The sequence below is a fragment of the Micromonospora sp. WMMA1363 genome (assembly GCF_030345795.1).
In the GTDB taxonomy this organism is placed as follows: Bacteria; Actinomycetota; Actinomycetes; order Mycobacteriales; family Micromonosporaceae; genus Micromonospora.
The window spans coordinates 4,160,209-4,181,755 of record NZ_JAUALB010000001.1 but is presented as its reverse complement, the minus strand read 5'-3'; the positions used below and the strand labels follow the sequence as shown (position 1 = coordinate 4,181,755).

18 protein-coding genes and 1 pseudogene are annotated in these 21,547 nt (G+C 71.5%); 13 read left to right on the top strand and 6 right to left on the bottom strand.

Annotated features, from left to right (window positions below):
* Nucleotides 1–5 precede the first annotated feature (5 nt).
* A pseudogene (locus QTQ03_RS30370) lies at nucleotides 6–101 on the top strand (SigE family RNA polymerase sigma factor); the annotation flags it as partial.
* Here QTQ03_RS30370 and QTQ03_RS19480 read toward each other — a convergent pair.
* Nucleotides 79–495, bottom strand: coding sequence for a hypothetical protein (locus QTQ03_RS19480; RefSeq protein ID WP_289279296.1), 417 nt, complete (start codon nucleotides 493–495; stop codon nucleotides 79–81). The pseudogene QTQ03_RS30370 and the gene QTQ03_RS19480 sit on opposite strands and share 23 nt — an antisense overlap.
* Here QTQ03_RS19480 and QTQ03_RS19475 point away from each other — a divergent pair.
* The 3 genes from QTQ03_RS19475 (at nucleotide 487) to QTQ03_RS19465 (ending at nucleotide 3,707) form a co-directional block, all read left to right on the top strand.
* Entirely contained in the window at nucleotides 487–1,647 is a 1,161-nt protein-coding gene (locus QTQ03_RS19475) for a hypothetical protein (protein WP_289279295.1), read from the top strand. The two genes, QTQ03_RS19480 and QTQ03_RS19475, sit on opposite strands and share 9 nt — an antisense overlap.
* Nucleotides 1,648–1,812: 165 nt before the next feature.
* Complete coding sequence (locus QTQ03_RS19470) at nucleotides 1,813–2,583, top strand: SGNH/GDSL hydrolase family protein (RefSeq protein ID WP_289279294.1); 771 nt, start codon at nucleotides 1,813–1,815, stop codon at nucleotides 2,581–2,583.
* Between the two features lie 221 nt (nucleotides 2,584–2,804).
* The gene (locus QTQ03_RS19465) at nucleotides 2,805–3,707 is read left to right on the top strand and encodes a sulfurtransferase (protein ID WP_289279293.1); all 903 of its coding nucleotides are present in this window, start codon (nucleotides 2,805–2,807) and stop codon (nucleotides 3,705–3,707) included.
* A gap of 230 nt (nucleotides 3,708–3,937) precedes the next feature.
* Here the strand turns inward: QTQ03_RS19465 and QTQ03_RS19460 are convergent, their stop codons facing one another.
* A complete protein-coding gene (locus tag QTQ03_RS19460; protein ID WP_289279292.1) occupies nucleotides 3,938–5,167 on the bottom strand; it encodes a S8 family peptidase in 1,230 nt (409 codons plus the stop codon).
* A 198-nt stretch (nucleotides 5,168–5,365) separates the two neighbouring features.
* On the opposite strand from QTQ03_RS19460, the gene QTQ03_RS19455 reads away from it, so the two are divergent.
* The 6 genes from QTQ03_RS19455 to QTQ03_RS19430 all read left to right on the top strand — a co-directional run bounded on the left by QTQ03_RS19455 (nucleotide 5,366) and on the right by QTQ03_RS19430 (nucleotide 14,333).
* On the top strand, nucleotides 5,366–5,995 hold the full coding sequence (locus tag QTQ03_RS19455) for a TetR/AcrR family transcriptional regulator (protein WP_289279291.1): 630 nt from the start codon (nucleotides 5,366–5,368) through the stop codon (nucleotides 5,993–5,995).
* 138 nt (nucleotides 5,996–6,133) lie between these two features.
* Nucleotides 6,134–7,471: an acetyl-CoA carboxylase biotin carboxylase subunit gene (locus tag QTQ03_RS19450; RefSeq protein WP_289279290.1), complete on the top strand. Its 1,338-nt coding sequence runs from the start codon at nucleotides 6,134–6,136 to the stop codon at nucleotides 7,469–7,471.
* Between the two features lie 155 nt (nucleotides 7,472–7,626).
* Nucleotides 7,627–8,538 carry a hydroxymethylglutaryl-CoA lyase gene (locus QTQ03_RS19445; RefSeq protein ID WP_289280899.1) on the top strand — a complete coding sequence of 304 codons (912 nt, stop codon included), beginning with the start codon at nucleotides 7,627–7,629 and terminating at the stop codon, nucleotides 8,536–8,538.
* A 279-nt stretch (nucleotides 8,539–8,817) separates the two neighbouring features.
* The gene (locus QTQ03_RS19440) at nucleotides 8,818–10,350 is read left to right on the top strand and encodes an acyl-CoA carboxylase subunit beta (protein ID WP_289279289.1); all 1,533 of its coding nucleotides are present in this window, start codon (nucleotides 8,818–8,820) and stop codon (nucleotides 10,348–10,350) included.
* A 71-nt stretch (nucleotides 10,351–10,421) separates the two neighbouring features.
* Nucleotides 10,422–11,576: an acyl-CoA dehydrogenase family protein gene (locus tag QTQ03_RS19435; RefSeq protein ID WP_289279288.1), complete on the top strand. Its 1,155-nt coding sequence runs from the start codon at nucleotides 10,422–10,424 to the stop codon at nucleotides 11,574–11,576.
* Nucleotides 11,577–11,717: 141 nt separating this feature from the next.
* Entirely contained in the window at nucleotides 11,718–14,333 is a 2,616-nt protein-coding gene (locus tag QTQ03_RS19430) for an ATP-binding protein (protein ID WP_289279287.1), read from the top strand.
* 200 nt (nucleotides 14,334–14,533) lie between these two features.
* Here the strand turns inward: QTQ03_RS19430 and QTQ03_RS19425 are convergent, their stop codons facing one another.
* Nucleotides 14,534–15,046 (bottom strand): MarR family winged helix-turn-helix transcriptional regulator, encoded by a 513-nt coding sequence (locus QTQ03_RS19425; protein ID WP_289279286.1) that lies wholly within the window; start codon nucleotides 15,044–15,046, stop codon nucleotides 14,534–14,536.
* A gap of 101 nt (nucleotides 15,047–15,147) precedes the next feature.
* Here QTQ03_RS19425 and QTQ03_RS19420 point away from each other — a divergent pair, with 101 nt between their 5' ends.
* On the top strand, nucleotides 15,148–15,729 hold the full coding sequence (locus tag QTQ03_RS19420) for a YceI family protein (protein ID WP_289279285.1): 582 nt from the start codon (nucleotides 15,148–15,150) through the stop codon (nucleotides 15,727–15,729).
* Nucleotides 15,730–15,998: 269 nt separating this feature from the next.
* Nucleotides 15,999–17,477 carry a glutamate-cysteine ligase family protein gene (locus tag QTQ03_RS19415; protein WP_289279284.1) on the top strand — a complete coding sequence of 493 codons (1,479 nt, stop codon included), beginning with the start codon at nucleotides 15,999–16,001 and terminating at the stop codon, nucleotides 17,475–17,477.
* 69 nt (nucleotides 17,478–17,546) lie between these two features.
* Here QTQ03_RS19415 and QTQ03_RS19410 read toward each other — a convergent pair whose 3' ends face one another.
* Nucleotides 17,547–19,100: a hypothetical protein gene (locus QTQ03_RS19410; protein WP_289279283.1), complete on the bottom strand. Its 1,554-nt coding sequence runs from the start codon at nucleotides 19,098–19,100 to the stop codon at nucleotides 17,547–17,549.
* 382 nt (nucleotides 19,101–19,482) lie between these two features.
* On the opposite strand from QTQ03_RS19410, the gene QTQ03_RS19405 reads away from it, so the two are divergent.
* Nucleotides 19,483–20,151 carry a Stk1 family PASTA domain-containing Ser/Thr kinase gene (locus tag QTQ03_RS19405; protein ID WP_289280898.1) on the top strand — a complete coding sequence of 223 codons (669 nt, stop codon included), beginning with the start codon at nucleotides 19,483–19,485 and terminating at the stop codon, nucleotides 20,149–20,151.
* A gap of 28 nt (nucleotides 20,152–20,179) precedes the next feature.
* On the opposite strand, the gene QTQ03_RS19400 is transcribed toward QTQ03_RS19405, so the two are convergent.
* Both QTQ03_RS19400 and QTQ03_RS19395 read right to left on the bottom strand, forming a co-directional pair.
* Nucleotides 20,180–20,590 (bottom strand): hypothetical protein, encoded by a 411-nt coding sequence (locus QTQ03_RS19400; RefSeq protein ID WP_289279282.1) that lies wholly within the window; start codon nucleotides 20,588–20,590, stop codon nucleotides 20,180–20,182.
* A 97-nt stretch (nucleotides 20,591–20,687) separates the two neighbouring features.
* Nucleotides 20,688–20,975 (bottom strand): hypothetical protein, encoded by a 288-nt coding sequence (locus QTQ03_RS19395; RefSeq protein WP_289279281.1) that lies wholly within the window; start codon nucleotides 20,973–20,975, stop codon nucleotides 20,688–20,690.
* Between the last annotated feature and the right edge of the window lie 572 nt (nucleotides 20,976–21,547).

Genomic DNA, 21,547 nt, shown 5'->3' with positions numbered 1-21,547 from the left:
TGACTACCGTCAAGAGTCAGACCTCGAGGGCGCTGGCGAAGCTACGCGCCGTTGCTCCGGAACTCGCCGAGCTCTATGTCATGGAAGGGAGTGCCCGATGAACGAGGACCGGTTCCGGTTCGACCTGGCCGATCTGGCCGGCGAGGTTACCCCGGTCGACCTGCGGGACCGGGCGCTGCGTACGTCTCGCCAGCTCGGTATCCAGCGGGCCATCGCTACCTCGGCCGCAGCCCTGGTGATGATCGCCGCCGCGACCGGCACCGCCCTGGCCATCCGACCCGACGGGCAGGGGCCCGCACCACAGCCGGCCAGCCCGTCGGCCACCGTCACCGCGCCGCAGGTCGAGGTCACCCCGACCCCGGACCCGACCGTCGAGCCGACCAATTCCCCCGCGAAGTCGATCTCCGTCCTTGCCGCACCCGGTACTACCTCGAGATCAGGTCCAACAAGGCTCGGATCCACGCCGTCCGGGGCGGCTCGGAGCGGATGGTCCACCAGATCTCCTTCGACGAGGGGGCCTGTACGAGCAACAGCATCACCGTGTCGCCGGACGGGAAGCGGTTGGCGTGGGTGCGGGACGACGGCGACGACCGGACGTCCGGCACCCTCGTCACGTCGTCGATCGACGGCACCGGGCAGCGGACCCTGGCCAAGCAGATCAACTGTCTCGGTACGCACAGCTTGCTGTGGCAGGGAGGCGACCGGCTGATGGCCCACCGGAAGAGCGGGGAGCCGCTGCTGTTCGACCTGGTGGCCGGCAAGCCGGTCGAGGGTGACCTGGGCAGGAACGCCTACTCCTGCTGGTCCGCCGACGGCACCTGGCTGGCGGGTGTGGCGGACGGCAAGCCGTACGTGACGAACGGGACGAAGTCGCGGCAGTACTCCTACACGCCGCCCCAGCCCGAGGCCGAGCACTGGGGCGGCTGGGAGGCGCAGAGCGTGTCGTTGGACGGCCGGTACGTGTCGGTGGGCCGGGAGGGCACCGACCCGCCGCACCGCGACGACAGCTTCGCGGTGGTCGACACCGCCACCAGCAAGGTCGTCGACCTTCCGGGTGGGGGCGACATCCACAGCGTCCTGTTCACCGCCGACAACAAGGTGCTGGTCAAGCGGGCGACCGGCATCACCGTGCTGGGCAGCGACTTCAAGACCCTCGGCGCGGTCGCCGAGCCGGCCACCGTGCGGGACACGAAACTGCTGGCCTACGACCCCGCCACCCCGCCCGGCAAGCCGGCGCTGAGGCTGGGTCCCGACGGTCTTGGGGCGCTCAAGCTGGGCATGTCGAAGGAGGAGGCGCGAGCCAGTGGCATGATCAAGGACATCGAGGGCGCTGGTCCGGCCGGCGAGGCTTGTCCTGCCCGTGCCGAGCTGACGGGCGAAGGGGGCACCGTCTGGTTCTCGACCCGTCTGGGCGTTGCCTCGATCGTGCCGTCGTCGGGTGTTCAGACGGTCGACGGGATCGGGGTGGGCTCGTCCCGCCAGAGCGTGGTCCAGTCGTACCCGAGCTGGACGCCGGCCGCCGGTGACAACGCTCGCGGGGTCGTTCCGGTGCCGGGTAACCCGGACGCGGTCTACCGGATCGCGATCAAGGACGACAAGGTGTCCTCCGTCGCCCTGCAGTACGCCGACCAGGACTGCTACGAGTAGTCGATGCCGACAGCGGCCGGACGAGCGCGAACAGCTCGTCCGGCCCCTGTCGCCGGGTGGGCGGCGATGACCTCCGCCACGTCGCCCGTCGGGGTGGAGCTGCGCCACCGGGCGTGGTGACAAACTGATGGTCGCAACTCTGCCGGGTCGCCAGAGGGAGGCGCAGTGCGCTGGGGCAGCTATGTGGCGGTGGGAGACAGCTTCACCGAGGGCATGGACGACGCGTATCCGGACGGCACCTACCGCGGCTGGGCTGATCTGGTCGCCAGCCGGCTCGCCGCCGAGGCCGGTCCCGACTTCGGGTACGCCAACCTGGCGATCCGGGGCCGGCTGTTCCCCAACATCGTGGCCGAGCAGGTGCCGGCCGCCCTGGACATGAAGCCCGACCTGATCAGCTTCGCGGCCGGCGGCAATGACGTGCTGCGCCGCACCTTCGACGCGGACACCTTCGTGCCGCGCTTCGACACCGTGGTCGGCGAGCTGCGGGCCGGCGGCGCCGACGTGATTCTGTTCAGGTTCGCCGACGTGATGGCCCGGCTTCCCGGGCAGCGCCTGGTGGCCCCCAGGATGGCCCTGCTCACCCAGGCGGTCGGCGAGGTCGCCGAGCGGCACGGCGCGCTATTGGTTGACCTGTACGCCGACGACACCTACCTCAACCCGATGCTGTGGAGCACCGACCGCCTGCACCTGTCGGCGGCCGGGCACCGGCGGGTCGCCGCGCAGGTGCTCACCGCGCTCGGCGTCGGCTGCGACGAGGAGTGGCTGATCGTGCCGCCCCGCCCCGCGCCGACCCCGTGGCTGGCCGCCCGGGCAGCCGACCTGCGCTGGGCCGGCCAGCACCTGGCTCCGTGGATCAAGCGCAGGCTCACCGGCCGCTCGTCCGGGGACCTCATCACCGCGAAGCGCCCGGTGCTGGGGCCGGTCACCCCCAACTGACCGTGCTCACCCTGCACACCGCCCCGCTGGTGCGGACCACCCTCGACGCCGAACCGGCCGCCGGAACTGGTCAGCGGCGGGCGGGCCAACGCGGCCGTGTTCGGCAACGACGGTTCCTGTCTGGTCACCGTGGTCGCGGGCCGGCTGGTGCACCGGCGTGCCTGAGCGCGGATTCTCGGCAGACCGATTGCCGGACCGGGTTCGGGCGTACCTTGGGGATCATGTCTGTGCCGAGCGATCCCGATCCCCGACTCCAGTCCTACGCGGACCCACAGCGGCTGGTCACCACCGGGTGGCTCGCCGAGCACCTGAACGACGAGGGCCTGGTCGTCGTCGAGTCCGACGAGGATGTGCTGCTCTACGGCACCGGGCACATTCCCGGCGCCGTCAAGGTGGACTGGCACACCGAGCTGAACGACCAGGTCACCCGCGACTACCTCGACGCGGAGAGCTTCGCCGAGCTGTGCGCCGCCAAGGGCATCGGCCGCGACGACACAGTCGTCTTCTACGGCGACAACTTCAACTGGTGGGCGGCGTACGCGCTCTGGGTCTTCTCCCTGTTCGGCCACCGGGACGTGCGGCTGCTCGACGGCGGCCGGCAGAAGTGGATCGCCGAGGGGCGGGAGCTGACCCGGGACAGGCCGGCCCGGCCGCGCGCCGACTACCCGGTGCCGCGGCGCGACGACACACCGATCCGCGCGTACCGCGAGCAGGTGATGTCGCACGTCGTCGCCGGCCGGCCACTGGTCGACGTGCGGTCGCCGGGTGAGTACACCAGCGAGATGCTGCACATGCCCGACTACCCGCAGGAGGGCGCGCTGCGCGGCGGGCACATCCCCGGCGCGGTGAACAAGCCGTGGAAGTCGGCGGCGAACGACGACGGCACCTTCAAGGCGCCGGCCGAACTGCGGGCGATCTACGCCGACCAGCTCGGGCTGAGCCCGGACGACGACATCGTGGCGTACTGCCGGATCGGCGAGCGGTCCAGTCACACCTGGTTCGTGCTGCGGCACCTGCTTGGGTACCCGCAGGTGCGCAACTACGACGGCTCGTGGACCGAGTGGGGCAACCTGGTCCGTGCCCCCGTGGTCAAGGGTGACCAGCCCGGCGGCCTGGGCGGCTGACCACATCGCCGGCCGCGCCCCGGTTCCGTCCGCACCGGCCGGCCCTTCCGGGTGCGCGGGCAGCCGGCCGACCCGGCGGGCGCGGGGCTTCCGCTCGGCGCCACGGCCGCGTGTGACACTCTCGGGTCCCGGGCCGTTGACCCCGGCACGGTCGGATGTCCTCGATGGAACCCCAGCGTGGGCGACACGCGACGGGGGAGGCACCCACGGCCGGCGGGTGCCGAGCGGGATCAGGAGCCGCAGTAGAGCAGCCGGTTCGGCGTGCCGGCCGGCACCCCGGTGACCACGTTGACCGTCGCCCGGCCCGTCAGGTAGCACGCCACCTGGGTCGGCGACCAGGTCGGGTGGGCCGACAACGCGAGCGCGGCGCAGCCCGCCACGTGCGCGGCGGCCATCGAACTGCCGCTGATGGTGATGGTCGCGGTGTCGCTGGTGTACCAGGTGGAGGTGATGCCCGCGCCGGGGGCGTAGAGATCAAGGCAACTGCCGTGGTTGTTGCTCGTCATCCGGGCGTCGGTGGAGGTGGTGCCGGCTGCGGTCAGCGCAGCGGGCACCCGCGCGGGGGAGTGGTTGCAGGCGTTCCCGTTCGAGCTGCCCGCCGCCACGGTGTAGGTGATGCCCGAGGCGATCGAGTTGGTCACCGCGGCGTCCAGGGTCGAGTTGGCGGCACCGCCGAGTGCCATCAGCGCCACGGCCGGCCGGACCGCGTTCCGGGTGACCCAGTCCACGCCGGCGATCACGGTCGCGTAGCTGCCGCTGCCGGTACAACTGAGCACCCGGACCGGATGTAGCGAAACCTCCTTGGCCACCCCGTGCCTGCTGCCGCCCACGGTGCCGGCGAGGTGCGTGCCGTGGCCGTTGCAGTCGTCCGCCGGGAGCGCGCCGTCGACCAGATCGACCCCGCCGGTCACCCGGGCCCCGAAATCCCCGTGGGTGGCCCGGATCCCGGTGTCCAGGATGTAGGCGTGCACGTTGTCCGCGGTGTTGGGGTAGGCGTACTCGTCGTCCAGTGGCAGGTGGCGCCGGTCGATCCGGTCCAGACCCCAGGAGGGCGGGTCGAGCTGCACGCCGGGTCCGATCAACGGGAGCATCCGGTTCTGCTCCACGTAGGCCACCGCCGGATCCCCGGCGAGGCGGCGGGCGGCCCGCGCGTTGAGGCGTACCTCGAATCCGGTCAGGGCGCTGCCGTAGATGTGGCCGATGGTTCCGCCGTAGCGGGTCCGCATCCGGTCCGCGACCCCGGCTACCTCGGCGACGGCGTCCATCCCTACGTGCGGCACTGGTCCGCGCAGGACGACGAGGTAGCTGTCCGGTACGGCGTCGGCCGCGCCGGCGTGCCGGATGGCGCCCTCGGTGGCGGTCGTGACGGCGGAGGCGGTTCCGCCCGGAGCCAGCGCCGTGGTCAGGGCGGCTGCCAGCGCGAGCACGAGCGCCCGGCTCCGTGCGCGTGGTGTGGTCATGGGTGTCTCTCCTCGTTCGAAGTGACCGGATCCGGCGCCGATGGGAGAAGGCTAGTCATCGAATCGACAATAATGGATCTGCTGGCTGGTCGCGACGCACGGAATGTATTGACATCCATAAAATGATTGAGGGTTCGCCGTGCCAACGGCCGGTAACCGCGCCTGTACCGGTTGCCGCCTGCCGTCTACTCTTGCCCGGTGACGGTGGAGCACCAGGCGCGGGGCGCGACGAGCGGCGGCACGGGCACAGGCACGCCCCGGCGCCGGTCCCGAAAAGACGAGATCCTGGAGATCGCGGTCGGGCTGTTCGCTGCCCGCGGCTACCACGGCGTCTCGATGGACGACATCGGCGCGGCCGCCGGGGTCACCGGTCCCGCGCTCTACCATCATTTCGCCGGCAAGGAGGCGATGTTGGTGGCCGCGCTGATCCCGGTGAGTGAAGGGCTGCTCGCCGGCGGCCGGGAGCGGTCGGCCGGCCACCCGGATGACCCGCGTGCCGCACTGGAGTCGCTGATCGACTTTCACGTCGACTTCGCGCTGGCCAATCCGGCCGTGATCGCCCTTCACCTGCACGAGCTGGATCGGCTACCGGACGAGCCGCGCCGCCGGATCCGCCGGCTCCAGCGGCTCTACGTCGAGGAGTGGGTGACCGTGCTCACCGCGCTGCACCCGGGCATGCCCGACGGTGAGGCGCGGGTGCTCGCCCACGCGGCGTTCGGCCTGATGAACTCGACCCCGTTCCTCGGCGGCGAGGTGGACCGGCGGCGTCGGGCCGAGCTGCTGCGCGGCGCGACGGTGGCCGCCCTGCTGGCGTCCACCGCCCCCTGAGCGTGCCCCGTGCTGACCGGGGCCTTGGTCAGGTCTACCGGAGGCCTTGAGAACGGCTCTTGTTGCACCGACTCGTGGGTAACCGGGGCGGCGTGGTTCGCTAGCGTCCGTTCGACACCCCCGGACGCTGGAGGAAAAATGATCGAGTCGCTGTTGGTCGCCAATCGGGGTGAGATCGCCCGTCGGATCATCCGTACCGCGAAGCGGCTCGGCGTCCGCGCGATCGCGGTGCACTCGGAGGTCGACGCCGGCCTGCCGTTCGTCACCGAGGCCGACGAGGCGGTCTGCGTGGGCCCGGCCAGCCCGGCGCAGAGCTACCGCAACGCCGAGGCCATCCTGGCCGCTGCCAGGTCGACCGGCGCGCAGGCGATCCACCCTGGCTACGGCTTCCTGTCGGAGAACGCGGAGTTCGCGCGTGCCGTCGAGGCCGGCGGCCTGATCTGGGTCGGGCCCCGCGCGGACGCGATCGACGCGATGGGTGACAAGATCAACGCCCGGAACCTGATGGCGGCGGCCGGGGTGCCGGTCGCGCCGGGCACCACCGACCCGGCGGCCGACCTGGACGAAGCGGTCGCCGCCGCGGCGGAGATCGGTTACCCGGTGATGGTCAAGGCCGCGGCCGGTGGCGGCGGGATGGGTATGGGCGTGGCCACCGACGAGGCGGCGATGCGCACCGAGTACGACAAGGTGCGCTCGTTCGCCGAGCGGATGTTCGGCGACGGCTCGGTCCTGATCGAGCGGTACTTCCCCCGGGTGCGCCACGTCGAGGTGCAGATCCTCGGTCTCGCCGACGGCCGGGTGGTGGCCCTCGGCGAGCGGGAGTGCTCGGTGCAGCGGCGCAACCAGAAGTTGGTCGAGGAGTCCCCGTCCCCGGCCGTCTCGCCGGAGCTGCGGTCGCGTTTCCTGGCGGCGGCCGTGCGAGCCGGCGAGGCGGTGAAATACCGCAACGCGGGGACGGTCGAGTGCCTGCTCGACCCCACCACCGGGGAGTTCTTCTTCCTGGAGATGAACACCCGGCTCCAGGTGGAGCACCCGGTGACCGAGCTGGTCTACGGAATCGACCTGGTCGAGGAGCAGCTGCGGGTGGCGGCCGGGTTGGCGCCGACCTTCGACCCGGACGCGCTTACGCCGCGCGGGCACGCGATCGAGTTGCGGATCAACGCCGAGGACCCGAAGCGCTTCCTCCCCGGTCCGGGCTCGATCACGACCTGGGTGGAGCCGACCGGTGAGGGCGTCCGGGTCGACTCCGGGTATGTGGCGGGCAACACGGTCACCCCGTTCTATGACAGCCTGATGGCCAAGCTCGTCGTCAGCGGCAAGGATCGCGCTGAGGCGCTTGACCGCGCCCGCTCGGCGGTGGCGGAGTTTCAGCTCGCCGGCCCGAAGAACAACCTGGCGTTCTTCGCCGAGCTGCTGGAGAACCAGGAGTTCCAGGCAGGCGAGTACGACACCGGCATCGTCTCCCGGATGCGCTGATCGCGCCTCGGGCCTGTTGATCATGTGTCGGCGGTCCATCCGTGTGATACGCCGCCGGCAACTCCTTGATCAACTCTGTCCCGGTTCGGGTGGGTGACATGCTGGGGGAGTCAGGGTCGGTGCGTGTCACAGCGAGGTGACTCTTTATGGCAGAAATGCCGGATTTTGCGTCCATCCGGGAGGTTGGACCGCGGGATGGGCTCCAGAACGAGGAGCCGATCCCGACCGACGCCAAGGTGCGGTTGTTGGATGCGTTGTCGCACACCGGCGTCCGACGGATCGAGGCGGTGTCGTTCGTACACCCGAAGGCGATCCCGCAGATGGCCGACGCCGACGAGGTGTGGCAGCGGGCGGAGCGGGTCGACGGGGTGCGCTACTCGGCGCTCGTCCCCAACCTGCGGGGTGCCCAGCGGGCCCTGGCCGCCGGGTTCACCGAGATCGAGGTGGTGGTTTCGGCCAGCGACACGCACAACCGGCGCAACGTCAACCGTTCGACCGACGAGTCACTCGACGACATTGCCGAACTGATCGACCTGCTGCACGGTGCCGGCGCGCGGGCCGAGGTCATCATCGCGACGAGCTTCGGCTGCCCGTACGAGGGGGACGTCGACCCGGCCCGGGTGGCGGGCATCGTCGACCGGGTGGTCCGTGACGGGGCGGACCGGGTGGCGTTCGGCGACACCACGGGCATGGGTACCCCGCGGCGGGTCCGTGAGTTGCTCACCGCCGTACGCGACCGGAACGCCCACATCCCGGTGCTGCTGCACTTCCACAACACCCGGGGCGCCGCCCTGGCCAACATGTTGACCGCCCTGGAACTGGGTGTCACCGAGTTCGACGCCAGTGTCGGCGGCCTCGGCGGTTGTCCGTACGCGCCGGGTGCCAGCGGCAACCTGGCCACCGAGGAGGCGGTGCACATGTTGCACGACATGGGTATCGACACCGGTATCGACCTGGCCGCCCTGATCGAGGCCGCCGAACTGGCCGAGGCGCTGACCGGTACGCGCCTCCCCTCCGGCGTCCTACGCGCCGGCCCCCGCACCCGCCTGACCCCCCTCCCCGCCTGATCCGCGAGCTACTCGGCTTACCCCGTTACCCTTTTTCGGATGCGGCCGCAGCCTGCGGGTGACTAACCCGGCCAACCCACGCCTCGCTCTTTGTGATCGCGCAGTTCCGGCCTGTTTTGTGCGGATTTCGATCCCTTTCGTTCGGTCGGGGAGTGCAAGATCGCGAGAGTGGTGGGCGGAGGTTCGTCGTTTGGTGGGCGGGTACGTTAGCCTAACGATCGTTCAGTTCGGTTGGCCGTCGTGAGCGGCCAACCCAGGTGGCGGCGATGGGGAGTCGGCGTGACGCTCGACGGTGAGGCACTGGAGCAACTGCGCAAGCGCGCCAAGGCCGGCGGCGCGGACAGGTATCATGCGGCCAACGCCGCCAAGGGCAAGCTCTTCGCCCGCGAGCGGGTCGCACTCCTGGTCGACGAGGGCTCCTTCGTCGAGGACGGCCTATACGCCAATGCGATGGCCCAGAGCCTGCCCGCCGACGGCGTGGTCACCGGCACCGCGACCATCGACGGCCGCCCGGTCTGCCTGATGGCCAACGATTCCACGGTCAAGGCCGGCAGTTGGGGCGCCCGGACCGTCGAGAAGATCATCCGGATCATCGAGCGGGCGTACACCACCGCCGTGCCGATGGTCTACCTGGTAGACTCGGCCGGCGCCCGGATCACCGACCAGGTTGATCTCTTCCCCGGTCGACGTGGCGCGGGCAAGATCTTCTGGAACCAGGTTCGCGCCTCCGGCTCGATCCCGCAGGTCTGCGCGTTGTTCGGGCCGAGCGCGGCCGGCGGCGCGTACATTCCGGCGTTCTGCGACGTGGTCGCCATGGTGGACGGTAACGCCAGCATGTACCTGGGCTCCGACCGGATGGTGGAGATGGTCACCGGCGAGAAGACCTCCCTCGAGGCGATGGGCGGGGCCAGGGTGCACTGCGCCGAGTCCGGCGTCGGGCACTTCCTCTGCGGGACCGAGGCCGACGCGCTCGATGTGGTTCGGCGCTACCTGTCGTACCTGCCGGCGAACTGGACCCAGGCACCGCCCGTGGCACCCGCCGCCGAAGCGCCCGGGAAGGCCGACCTGGCCGCTCTGGTGCCGGCGAGCGAGCGGCAGGCGTTCGACATGCGGCGGTACGCGAAGGGTCTGCTCGACGAGGGCAGCTTCTTCGAGATCCAGGCGCTCTGGGCCAAGGAGTTGACCATCGGATTCGGCCGGTTGAACGGCGAGGTCGTCGGTGTGGTCGGGAACAACTCGATGTTCAAGGGCGGTGTGCTCTTCGTCGACTCGGCCGACAAGGCGAGCCGGTTCGTGCAGCTCTGCGACGCGTTCAACGTGCCGCTGCTGTTCCTCTCCGACGTGCCCGGGTTCATGGTTGGCAGCGCGGTGGAGAAGCAGGGCATCATCCGGCACGGCGCCAAGATGATCACCGCGATCTCGGAGGCGACCGTACCCAAGATCTGTGTCGTGGTCCGCAAGGCGTACGGCGCCGGTCTTTACGCGATGGCCGGCCCCGGCTTCGAGCCGGACGCGACGATCGCCCTGCCGACCGCGAAGATCGCGGTCATGGGCGCCGAGGCGGCGGTCAACGCCGTCTACGCGAACAAGATCGCGGCGATCGAGGACGAGGCCGAGCGGGCGGCGTTCGTCACCGCCAAGCGCGAGGAGTACGAGCGGGACATCGATATCGTCCGACTCGCCAGCGAGCTGGTGGTCGACGCGATCGTCGAGCCGCACGAACTGCGCGCCGAGCTGATCCGCCGCTTCGCCGCCGCGCGAGGCAAGGACCGGCACTTCGCCAAGCGCCGGCACGGCGTCACCCCCGTCTGATCGAGCACGCCCTCAGCGCGACCCGTCCTGGCGTCACGAGCGCCCGGCGGCCTTCCACACCAGGAGGATCCATGGACTTCCGGCTCACCGACGAACACGCGGCGCTGCGGGAGAGCGTGCGGGAGCTCGCCCGTGAGGTGGTCGCACCGGTCATCGCCGAGCACTACGAGCGGCACAGCTTCCCGTACGAGGTCGTCAGTCAGATGGGGAAGATGGGCCTGTTCGGCCTTCCCTTCCCGGAGGAGCACGGCGGCATGGGCGGCGACTACTTCGCGCTCTGCCTGGCCCTGGAGGAGCTGGCCCGGGTCGACTCCAGCGTGGCGATCACCCTGGAGGCGGCGGTCTCCCTCGGCGCGATGCCGATCTATCGCTTCGGCACGGACGAGCAGAAGGCACGGTGGCTGCCGAAACTGCTCAGCGGCGAGGCGCTCGCCGGCTTCGGACTGACCGAGCCGGGCTTCGGCTCGGACGCGGGGGGAACCCAGACCCGGGCGTTTCTCGACGAGGAAACGAACGAATGGGTCATCAACGGCTCGAAGGCGTTCATCACCAACTCCGGCACCGACATCACGGCGCTGGTCACCGTCACCGCGGTCACCGGCACGAAGCCGGACGGTTCCAAGGAACTGTCCACGATCATCGTGCCCAGCGGAACCCCGGGCTTCACGGTCGCGCCCGGGTATTCCAAAGTCGGCTGGACCGCCTCCGACACCCATGAGCTGACCTTCGACGACTGCCGGGTGCCGGCGGCGAACCTGCTTGGCGAGCGGGGCCGGGGCTTCGCCCAGTTCCTGCGGATCCTCGACGAGGGCCGGATCGCCATCGCCGCGCTCGCCGTCGGTCTCGCCCAGGGCTGTGTCGACGAGTCAATCAAGTACGCGAAGGAGCGGCACGCCTTCGGCCAGCCGATCGGCAACTACCAGGCGGTCCAGTTCAAGATCGCCGACATGGAGCTGAAGGCGCACACCGCCCGGCTGACGTACTACGACGCCGCCGCCCGGATGCTCGCCGGTGAGCCGTTCAAGCGTCAGGCCGCTATCGCCAAGCTGCACGCCAGCACCGTCGCGGTCGACAACGCCCGCGAGGCGACCCAGATTCACGGCGGCTACGGCTTCATGAACGAGTATCCGGTAGCCCGCTTCTGGCGGGACTCGAAGATCCTGGAGATCGGCGAGGGTACCTCCGAGGTGCAGCGAATGATCATCGCACGCGACCTGGGCATGTGACGGCATGACCCGGCCCGGCCGGTTCCGCTGGCCCGGCCATCACGTCCGTCGACTCCACCGCTGTCGGATATCCGCAGCCGGCCGTCGGTAGGACGACGATCTGCTGTCGGCGGTCGGACGTCGCCCGTACTGTTCCTGCCCATGACCCCGGAGCATGATCGTCCGCGGAGACCGGGCGGTCCCAACGGAATGCCCGACCTCCTCCGTGGGCACCGGCTCGCGGCCGGCCTCACCCAGGCCGAGCTGGCGTCCCGGGCCGGCGTCGGCGTACGGACCGTCCGCGAGCTGGAGCGCGGCCGGTCCCTGCGACCGCAGCGCACCACCGTCGACCTGCTCGCCGCCGCACTCGGGTTGACTGAACCGGCGCGGTCGGCGTTCCTCGCCGCGGCCCGGCCGGCGCCGGCTCCCCGGAACGCCTCGATCGACTCGCCACCCGCGCCGGGCGACGATGCGGGGACCTCGCCGCCGATCGTCCTGCCACCCGCCGCCGAGCTGATCGGGCGGGAGCGTGACATCGTGGAACTGATCGGGATGCTCACCGACGAACCGGCACCGCGGCTGGTAAGCCTGGTCGGGCTGGCCGGGGTCGGAAAGACAGCCCTGGCGCTGACGGTCGCCCACGCGGCGGCCGGACATCACCCCGGCGGCGTGGCCGGTGTGTTGATCGGGGAGGGCTCGGACGTAACCGACGTGCTCGCCGCCTCGGTCGCGGTCTTCAGGGTGGGCCGTCTCCCCGAACTGGCGGCGCACCTCGGCGGCCGGCCGGCCCTGCTCATCATGGACGCGGTGGAGCGGTCACCCGATCCCGTCGCGGAGGCCGTACGCCGGCTCTCGGTCGCGGTACCGTCGCTGCGGGTGCTGGTCACCGGCCGACACCCGGTCGGGTTGCGCGGGGAGCGGGTCCGTCCGGTGTCCCCACTGGACGTTCCGCCACCCGGCAGTGACCACGCCGGTCCGACCACCCTCGCCGGCTATCCGGCGGTGGCCCTGTTCACCGCCAGGCTGGCCCAGGTACGCCCTGCCCCGCCGACCCCGGCCGAGCTGCCGGCGCTCGCACAGCTGGTCCGGCGCCTCGGCGGGCTGCCCTTGGCCATCGAGCTGTTGGCCGCGCGGGGTCGCGTCCTCGACCTCAACGAACTGCTGGACCGGTATGGCGACCGGGTCCTGGACCTCGCCACCTCCTCCGATGCCGTCGAACGGTTGGGATGGGACACCACCGAACCGGCCCGGGCTGCGGTGACGGAGACCCTGCGGGACGCGGTGGCCACCAGCTACCTGCTGCTGGCGCCGGGCGAACAGGCCGCTCTACGCCGGCTCGCCGCCTTCGGTAACCGCTGGTCCATGGACCTGGCCGAGCAGATGCTTGGCGACGAGGGTGATCCGGCGGGTACGGTCGAGGCAGATCCGGTGCCGCTGCTGGACCGGCTGCTCCAACTGGGGCTGCTGAGCGTCCGGGGGACCGGGCCGTTCCGGTTCCGGCTGCTCGACGCCGTCCGGGAGTTCGCCGCCGAGCAGGCCGCCGGCGCCGGGGAAACCACCGCCGTGCGGCGGCGCCACGCCCGGGCAACGGCGCGGCTGGTGACCCGCACGGCGCCCGAGTTGGTCGGCATCCATCGGACGGCGGCGATGCACTGCCTGGACGAGGTGAGCGGCGACATCAGCTCCGCGCTGGCCCACGCCGCCGTCGACGACCCGGTGACCGCGTTGCGCCTGGCCGTCGCGCTCTCCCGGTGGTGGCGCTTCCGGGGCCGGGACGTGGCCGGCCGCCAGTGGCTGCGGCGGCTGCTCGCCGATCCGCGGACCGCCGACGCCGATCCGGTGTTGCGGGCGTGGGCGTCGCTCGGCGTGGCCCGGTTGGCCGCCGAACACGGCGGCGGGGCCGCGGAACTGCCTGCCGCCCGGGCGGCACTGGCCGTGTTCCGCCAGGCAAGCGACGTCACCGGCGAGCTGGAGGCCCGGATCGCCCTGTGCACGTTGCTGATCGGGACCGGCAGCCATGACGAGGCGCGGGAGCAGGCCGAGGCGGTGCTGGCACTGGCCACCCGGCACGGGCGGACGCGGGACATGGCGGTGGCGCAGAACAACCTCGCTTGGCACAGCATCCGTGCGGGCGATCTGGTCGCCGCCCGGCGTCGGCTCGCGGCCGTCGACCGGCTCGCCACCCAGTGCGGTGAGCAGCGACTGCGGGTGCTCGCCCAGGCGAACCTCGCCGAGGTCACCCGGCTTGAGGGCCGGTACGCCGACGCCGTCGACCGGGGCCGGCGGGCCCTGGCCGCATTGTCCGGGCTGGGCGACCCGGGGCACCGCCGGCGGGTCCTCGGCACGATCGGACTGGCACTGGCCCAGGACGGGCGGGTGGCGGAGGCGGCAGAGGTGCTGGCCGAGTTGCGGCCGGCGGCGGCGAACGTGGACGGGGCCACCAGGCCAGGCCGGCGGCCCGGGTGGGGTGCGGCCGCCTCCCGGCCCGACTCGGTGGCCGGGTCGGCGCACGCCATCTGCGCGTTGATCGAGGGTAACCTGGCGCTGCACGGGGGTGACCGGGACCTGGCAGCCGAGTGGTTCGTTGCCGCGGTCGAGGCGGGTGCCAAGAGCCAGGACCGCCGTGATCTGGTGGAGGCGCTGGTGGGGCTGGCTGCCAGCACGGCGGACCCAACGCTGCTCGACCGGCTGGACGAGGTCTGCCGCGGTAGCGGCATCCGGTTGCTGTCGCACGAGGAGCAGCTGCTGTACGCCCTCGCGGCGGCTCGCGGGAGGTAGCCGCCGCGAGGACGGGGTCGGGTGGCGCGAGCGACGAAGCCCCCTCTTGCTACCCCTTGCTCATCGCTCGCGCCGTCCCCCCGGACGGTCCCCCGCTGTACGAACATTAACCACCGAAGGTATGCCGTCCTGCCCGGTTTGATCACCTATCTCCCGGACGTGTAACGGTTCTGCCGGTCTTTCTGCCGGTGGGGGGCCGGTCAGGACCGCCTCGCCGGCGAGGCGTCCTCGATCGGGAGGGGTCCCGCGCTGCCCGCCGTGGCGCCCGGATTGACGGCGTCTCGCACCCGGCGCAGGCCGTCGAGGAGCGCCCGGAGCGCCTCGGGCTCCAGTTGTCCGGTGAACCACTCCTCGATGATCCGCAGGTGCCCGGGAAGTACCTCGTCCAGCCGCTGCAGGCCGGCGGCGGTGACCACGGCGTACGAGCTGCGGCGGTCGGCGGGGCAGGCGCGTCGGGTGACCAACCCGTCCCGTTCCATCCGGTCGACCGCACGGGTGACCCCGCTGGTGGACAGGGAGGTTTGGGCGGCGAGGTCCGTCATCCGCAGCTGGTTGCCGGGGGAGCGGGCGAGTCGGGTGAGCACCTCGAACTCGACGGGCGAGAGGCCGTGCTCGTCCAACTGGGCGGCGAACCGGGTCGACAGCCCGGTGTGTGCCTCGACGAGGAGGCCGACGGCCGTGATCCGAGGATCGTCGAACACGTTCTGGTTCACTCGTTCATGATAGCAGCACTTGACTTGTGGAATATTGCTAAGTTTATAGTTGCTTAGTCAACTAAACTTGGGCAATCAGACTCCTCCGGAGGGCAGCCACCATGACCAACAGCACCGAAGCGGTTACCCGCGACTGGGACGGCCTCACCATCCCCGCCGCCGGCACGTACGTGCTGGACGCGGCGCACAAACGCGTCGGCTTCATCGCCCGGCACATGATGGTCAGCAAGGTGCGCGGCGAGTTCACCGACGCCACCGCCACCATCACTGTCGCCGAGGATCCGATGCGATCCTCGGTCACCGCCACCATCCAGGCCGCCAGCATCGATACCGCTCAGGCCGACCGGGACGCGCACCTGCGCAGCCCGGACTTCCTGGGGGTCGAGACGTTTCCGACGCTGGAATTCCGCAGCACCGGCGTGACGTCCCGCAACGGCAACGAGTTCGTCCTTTCTGGCGAGCTGACCATCAAGGATGTCACCCGGCCGGTCGACCTGCGGGTCGAGTTCGAGGGTGCCGGCCGCAGCCCCTTCGGTCAGGACCTCTTCGGCTTCTCCGCGAGCACCGAGATCGACCGGGAAGACTTCGGCCTGACCTGGAACGTCGCCCTGGAGACCGGCGGCGTGTTGGTCGGTCGGAAGGTCAAGATCGAGATCGAAGGTGAGGCCATCCGCCAGGCCTGACCGCCACTGCCGTGCCCGACGGGCCCGCGCCGCACCCCGGCGCGGGCCCGTCGCGCTGGAGTGAACTGGCATGACACGTTCGCCGGCTCTGTGGACGCCCGCCGCTGGTAGGGATGCCGCCGAGAGGACATCCGCTCGCCGGCCGGCGGCCCCCGCGGGATCCGGGCGGCGGAGGCCACTGGCCGGCAGGGGTGGGCGCTCCTACCGTGGATGGTTCACAATGCGCTGCGGAACGATACCGTTCCGTGTCGCCAGCGCCGGGAGGGCACATGGGCAGGGACGTCGAGCAGGGCGCCTTCTCCCGGGAGGACCGGGTCCGCTACCGGCAGAAGGTGCGTCGCTGTCTCGACGTCTTCGCCCTGATGCTGGACGACCTCGGCTTCGACGCGGACCGGCCGATGACCGGCCTGGAGATCGAGCTCAACCTGGTCGACTCCGCCGCCGAGCCGGCCATGCGCAACGACCAGATCCTCGCCGACATCGCCGACCCGCTCTTCCAGAACGAGCTGGGGCAGTTCAACCTCGAGCTGAACGCCCTGCCCCGGCTGATCGAGGGCGCCGGATTCGCGGACTACGAGCACGGCCTGCGGAGCAGTCTCGCTCGCGCCGACGAGCGGGCGGCCAAGTCGGATGCCAGGATCGTCCTGGTCGGCATCCTGCCGACGCTCACCGAGCGACACCTCGTAGCCGACAACCTCTCCACCAACGAGCGCTACCGGGTGCTCAACGACCAGATCGTCGGGGCACGCGGTGAGGACATCGAACTCGACATCCGTGGCGTCGAGCGGTTGCAGACCCACACCGACTCGATCGCCCCCGAGGCGGCCTGCACCAGTCTTCAGTTCCACCTCCAGGTCGCGCCGGACAGCTTCGCCGACTACTGGAACGCATCCCAGTCGATCGCCGCCGCCCAGGTGGCGGTCGGGGCGAACTCCCCCTACCTGTACGGGCGGCAGCTCTGGGCGGAGACCCGGATCGCGCTGTTTCAGCAGGCCACCGACACTCGACCGGACGAGCTGAAGGCTCAGGGCGTCCGGCCGCGGGTGTGGTTCGGCGAGCGGTGGATAACCTCGATCTTCGACCTGTTCGAAGAGAACGTTCGCTACTTCCCGCCGTTGCTGCCGATCTGCGAGGACGAAGACCCGGTGGAGGTGCTGCACGCCGGGGGAGTGCCGCGGCTCGGCGAACTGCGACTGCACAACGGGACCGTCTACCGCTGGAACCGGCCGGTGTACGACATCATGAACGGTCGCCCCCACCTCCGGGTGGAGAACCGGGTGCTCCCGGCCGGCCCGACCCTGGTCGACATGCTGGCCAACGCCGCCTTCTACTTCGGGCTCGCCCGAGGTCTCGCGGAGGCGGACCGACCGATCTGGAGCCAGCTCACCTTCAGCTCGGCCGAGGAGAACTTCCACGCCGCTGCCCGCCGGGGCTTGGACGCCGTTTTGTACTGGCCCCGGCTCGGCGAGGTCCCGGTGACGAAGCTGGTCCTCGACGTCCTGTTGCCGACGGCCGCGAGTGGGCTGGACCGTTTCGGGGTGGCCCCCGCCGAACGAGATCGCCTGCTCGGCGTTGTCGAGCAGCGCTGCCGGACCGGGCGCAACGGTGCGATCTGGCAGACGGAAACCGTGTGGTCAGCCGAGCGGCACCGGAACATGGACCGGGACGCCGCCCTGCACCACATGGTCCAGCGCTACGCCGACCTGCAGCGTAGCAACGAACCTGTGCACACCTGGCCGGTCGACTGACGGGCCCTCGATGCCGCTACCCCCGCGGTCAGCACGTCCTGTGGAGGGCCGCGGCGCCCCCGGTGGCCGTCACCGGTCCGGTCGGTTGGATCGGGTGCGGCGGCCACTCCCCCGGGTCGACGACTCGCCGGCCGTTCCGCCGCCGTCAGTCGGGTTCGTCTCGTCTGACGCGGCGGTCGAGCCCCGGGGATGCGTTCCGTCGAACTCACTGGCACGCTGCGCGGGCGGACGATCGGTGGTGGTCGCCTTCCGCGCGCCGGCCCGGGCGGTGCCGGCTCGACCTCGGCGGGCGCCACCCGTGGCATCCCCGGCCGAGGTCGACGGCTCCGCGTCCGCCGAACCGCCCGCCTCTCCTGTCACGGTGCCGCCAGCCGCCGGCCCGCCCGGCGCGCTGTCGGAGCGCGCCGGCCCGCCCGGCGCGCTGTCGGCTGTGCCGAGCGCGCCGGTGTCGTCGGCCGGCCCGCCCGTGGGCCGCCGGGTGACGGCGCCCGCCACGGCATCGGACGCGGTGCGCTGCCGGGGCACGCGAACGGCCGCCCGGCGGCTCGCCCGTTGGCCGAGCGTGGCGACCAGGACCGAGCCGCCGAGCCCGACGATGACGGCGTACGGAGCGATGAGGTGCGCCGACACCTGGCCGGGGTCGATGGCGGTCAACCCCGGCACCGCGAGAAAGTAGGCGACCGCGACGAGCAGCGGGCCGGCCGCGCCGGAGGCGGTCGCACCGACCCGGCGATCGACGTCCCGCGCCGTCCGACGAGCGGCGAGGACACCGATGACCAGCGCGGATCCGAGCGACAGCAGCGCACCGGGCCAGTAGAACCAGTCCCGGATCCAGAGCTGCTCGCCGCCCGCGCTGAGCTGCCAGATGCCGAGCTGTGCGCTGGTCAGGCCGCGGCCCGCGAGGACGCCGTCGACGACGGCCACCGCGGCGAGCAGCCAGAGCCAGCCGACGGTGGCGATCACGTTCGTGGCGGCGGCCTGGGAGTGCAGCGTCCAGACGGCGATCATCACCCCGATCAGCACGCCGAGCGCGGCGTACCCCGCGGCGACATTCCGTGGTGCCGGGATGTCCGGCACCGTCGCCACCCGGGCCGGTACGGCGACCAGCAGCACGGTGATCAGTGCGCCGAACCCGGCGGTAACGGCCAGTGCGATCCTGCCCAGCATCCCGCCGGCCGGACGGATGTCCACCGCGCCGGCAACGCCGACGGAGGAGCCCGTGCGGGTGGCGGGTGGCGGATCACCGGCCACGGGGGCGGTGCCGCCGGACGTGGAATCGTCCACGGCGGTCGCTGAGCCGTCCGTGCCGGACGATGCGGAACCGTCCACGACAACGGGCGTGGAGGAGTTCACCGTGGCGACACCGCGCGTACCTGGACCGGGCGCGGCCGGACCGCGGGCGGCCAGGCGCTGCGCGCAGACCGCGCCGAGGACGGTCGACGTGGCGGCGATCCAGGTGGCCCAGATCAGGCTGGCCGTCCAGGCCGCCGCGGCGGCCTGGTCAGACGGCGCCGCCCAGTTGATGATGCCTAGTCCGTAGCCGACGCCCAACTGCGCGGCTGCCACACCGGCCGCCACGCCGAGCGCGGTCGTGATCGATCCTCCCCAGCCCCGTCTGGCCATGCCGGGCAGCGTAACGCCCCTTGGTCGGCGCGGCGAGTAGTGCGGGCCGGCCGTCACGCAGCGCGGTTGGCCGGGCTCGCTACCGTCGCCGGTGACGGAGAGAACTGTCGGCACCAGGCGGCGGTTCGGACGGCGTCTCCCGCCGAACCCGTTACGCGCTGATCCCGGCCGACTTCCCTCCGCACCGTTAGGTTGACGGTCAGGCCGTGAGGGAGGACGAATGATGAGCGATGATCGTCAGGAGCCACCCGCCGGGGAACACGACGACCGGACCCGACGGCTGCCCTCGGCCGACGACGTGGCGGAACCTGCCGACCGGACCCAGCCGTTGCCGCGCCCGGAGGACCGTCCGGCCGGCGGGGTCGGCGACGAGACCCGGCCGATGCCCGCCGATCGCACACCTCCGACGGACCGTACCGCGCCCCTGCCGCCGGCGGCGGGAGGCGGCCGCCCGGCTACGTGGTCCGGGAGGGCGGAGGTGCCGCCGCCGCGGCCCTCGGACTATCGGGAGACGACCGAGTGGTACACCGAGGATCAGGGCCGCCGTTGGTGGCTGCCGATCCTGTGGGGTGTGCTCATTCTGCTCCTGCTCGGCGCATTCGGCGTCGGTCTGTGGCTGGCGCTGGGCGCGGGCGACGACGAACCGGGCGGGCCGGAGCCGTCGCCGTCGGTGACCCGGGCCCCGCCCACTACGGGTGCGCCGACGAGCGCCTCCCCGTCCGCGCCGCCGACCACGAAGCCGGCCGAGGTGCCGATGCCGCCGGTGGTCGACCTGCCGCTGGCCACGGCCCAGGCCACCCTCGACCGCGTCGGGCTGGCCTACCGCATCGAGTACCGGACGTCCGACCGGGCCGCCGGGACGGTGCTCGACACCGAGCCGGCGGCCGGCGAGCTGGTGCCCGAGGGGGAGGAAGTCACCGTGGTGGTGTCCCGGCCCGAGACGTCGACGCCGAGCCCGACGTCGACGCCGAGCCCGACGTCGACGCCGAGCCCGACGTCGACGCCGAGCCCGACGGCGACGCCGAGCCCGGCGTCGACGCCCACCGCGTAAGCCGACGTCGCCCACGCCCGAGCTGGGATCACCACATCCGGCGTCTGGTGCCCACCAGGCCCAGCCCGGCCAGCGAGATCGCCAGGCCGAAGATGCCAGACCAGAAGAGCGAGCGTCGAACGTCGTCCGACGGGTGCGACGCGGCCTGCGGGTGGCCCGGCCGGCCCGCCGGCCGGTCGGCCGGCGGGACCTCGGCGGGTTCGTCAAGAACCTCGTCGGCGGCGAACGGTTCGAGGTCACCCTCATGCCAGAAGGCCGGATCCTCGACCACGGTGATCTCCGGGGCGGGCACCGGTGTGGTCAGTCGGGAGGAGGAGAGCGCGGGGTCGCGGACCACGACCACGAGCGTGGTCGCGGCGCCGACAAGCGCCAGGATTCCGAAGGTGTAGGCGATACGGGACCAATGCCGCCGTGCGGCGGGCTGATTGACCATGGCCATCCCAGGTTCGGGGTCCTGGAGGCGCGGGGTGGAACTGCCGGGGTGGGCATACCGATTCTATGGCGCCGGCACGCCCACCGGCAGCGGATCGCGGAGGTCAGCCCACCCGGATCGGGGTCCGCGCGACCGGCCGGCGCGCTGTCCGGACGGTGTGTGGACGGTGCTGTGGCGCGGCCTCGACGAGGCGCAGGCCGGCTCGCTGGACGAAGATGGATCGCCGGCTGACCGCATCCCCCGAAGCGTTCAACTCGTAGCCGTCGAGCCAGAGCCAACCGTCGTAGGTCGGCCAGTCGAGGACCCGGATCACCCGGAAGGTGATGGACCGGAGAAACTGGACACTCGCCGCGCGTGTCACGTGCAGTACGTCACCGGAGCGGGGAAGCACATTGGCTCCTGGGAGGGAGGGCCGGCGGGCGAGCCGGCGGGAGCTGATCGGGGGACGTCTCTGGCCCGGCCTCGTGGAACCGGTGTCGCTGGTGTCGGTCCGTACCCGCTGGTGGCGAGCCGCCATCCGACGAACACTCCGGCTGCTCCGGGTGCCGTTCCTGTCGCCGCAGCCGGCGGGCGTGCGGCGGCGTGGTTATCACCCGGGCAGGTCTGGTCGTCGTGGCCGGGACATGACCGCTGCCGCGCGTCCCCCCGGGTCGTGGGGTGACCACTACCCGGGAGCGGACGGAGACGGTGAGTGACCCGTGCCATACGGACAGAGTGCATCAGCGACGTGCGACATGCAAGTTGCATGTCGACTTTTGCCGATACGTGAACCAGGCGTGCGAAGCAATGCTTGAAGCTGTTCGCATTCGGACGGCACACTGAAGTTCGGTTTCGCCCGTCGCGGCCGGTCGATGACCGGCACCACCCACCCGCCGCGAACGCCCGCCCGCCGGCGTGTCCGGTCCGGCGTGGGCGGTCTGTCGAGGTGGAGAGGGGACGGGTGGCACCGTGAGCGCGAGGAAC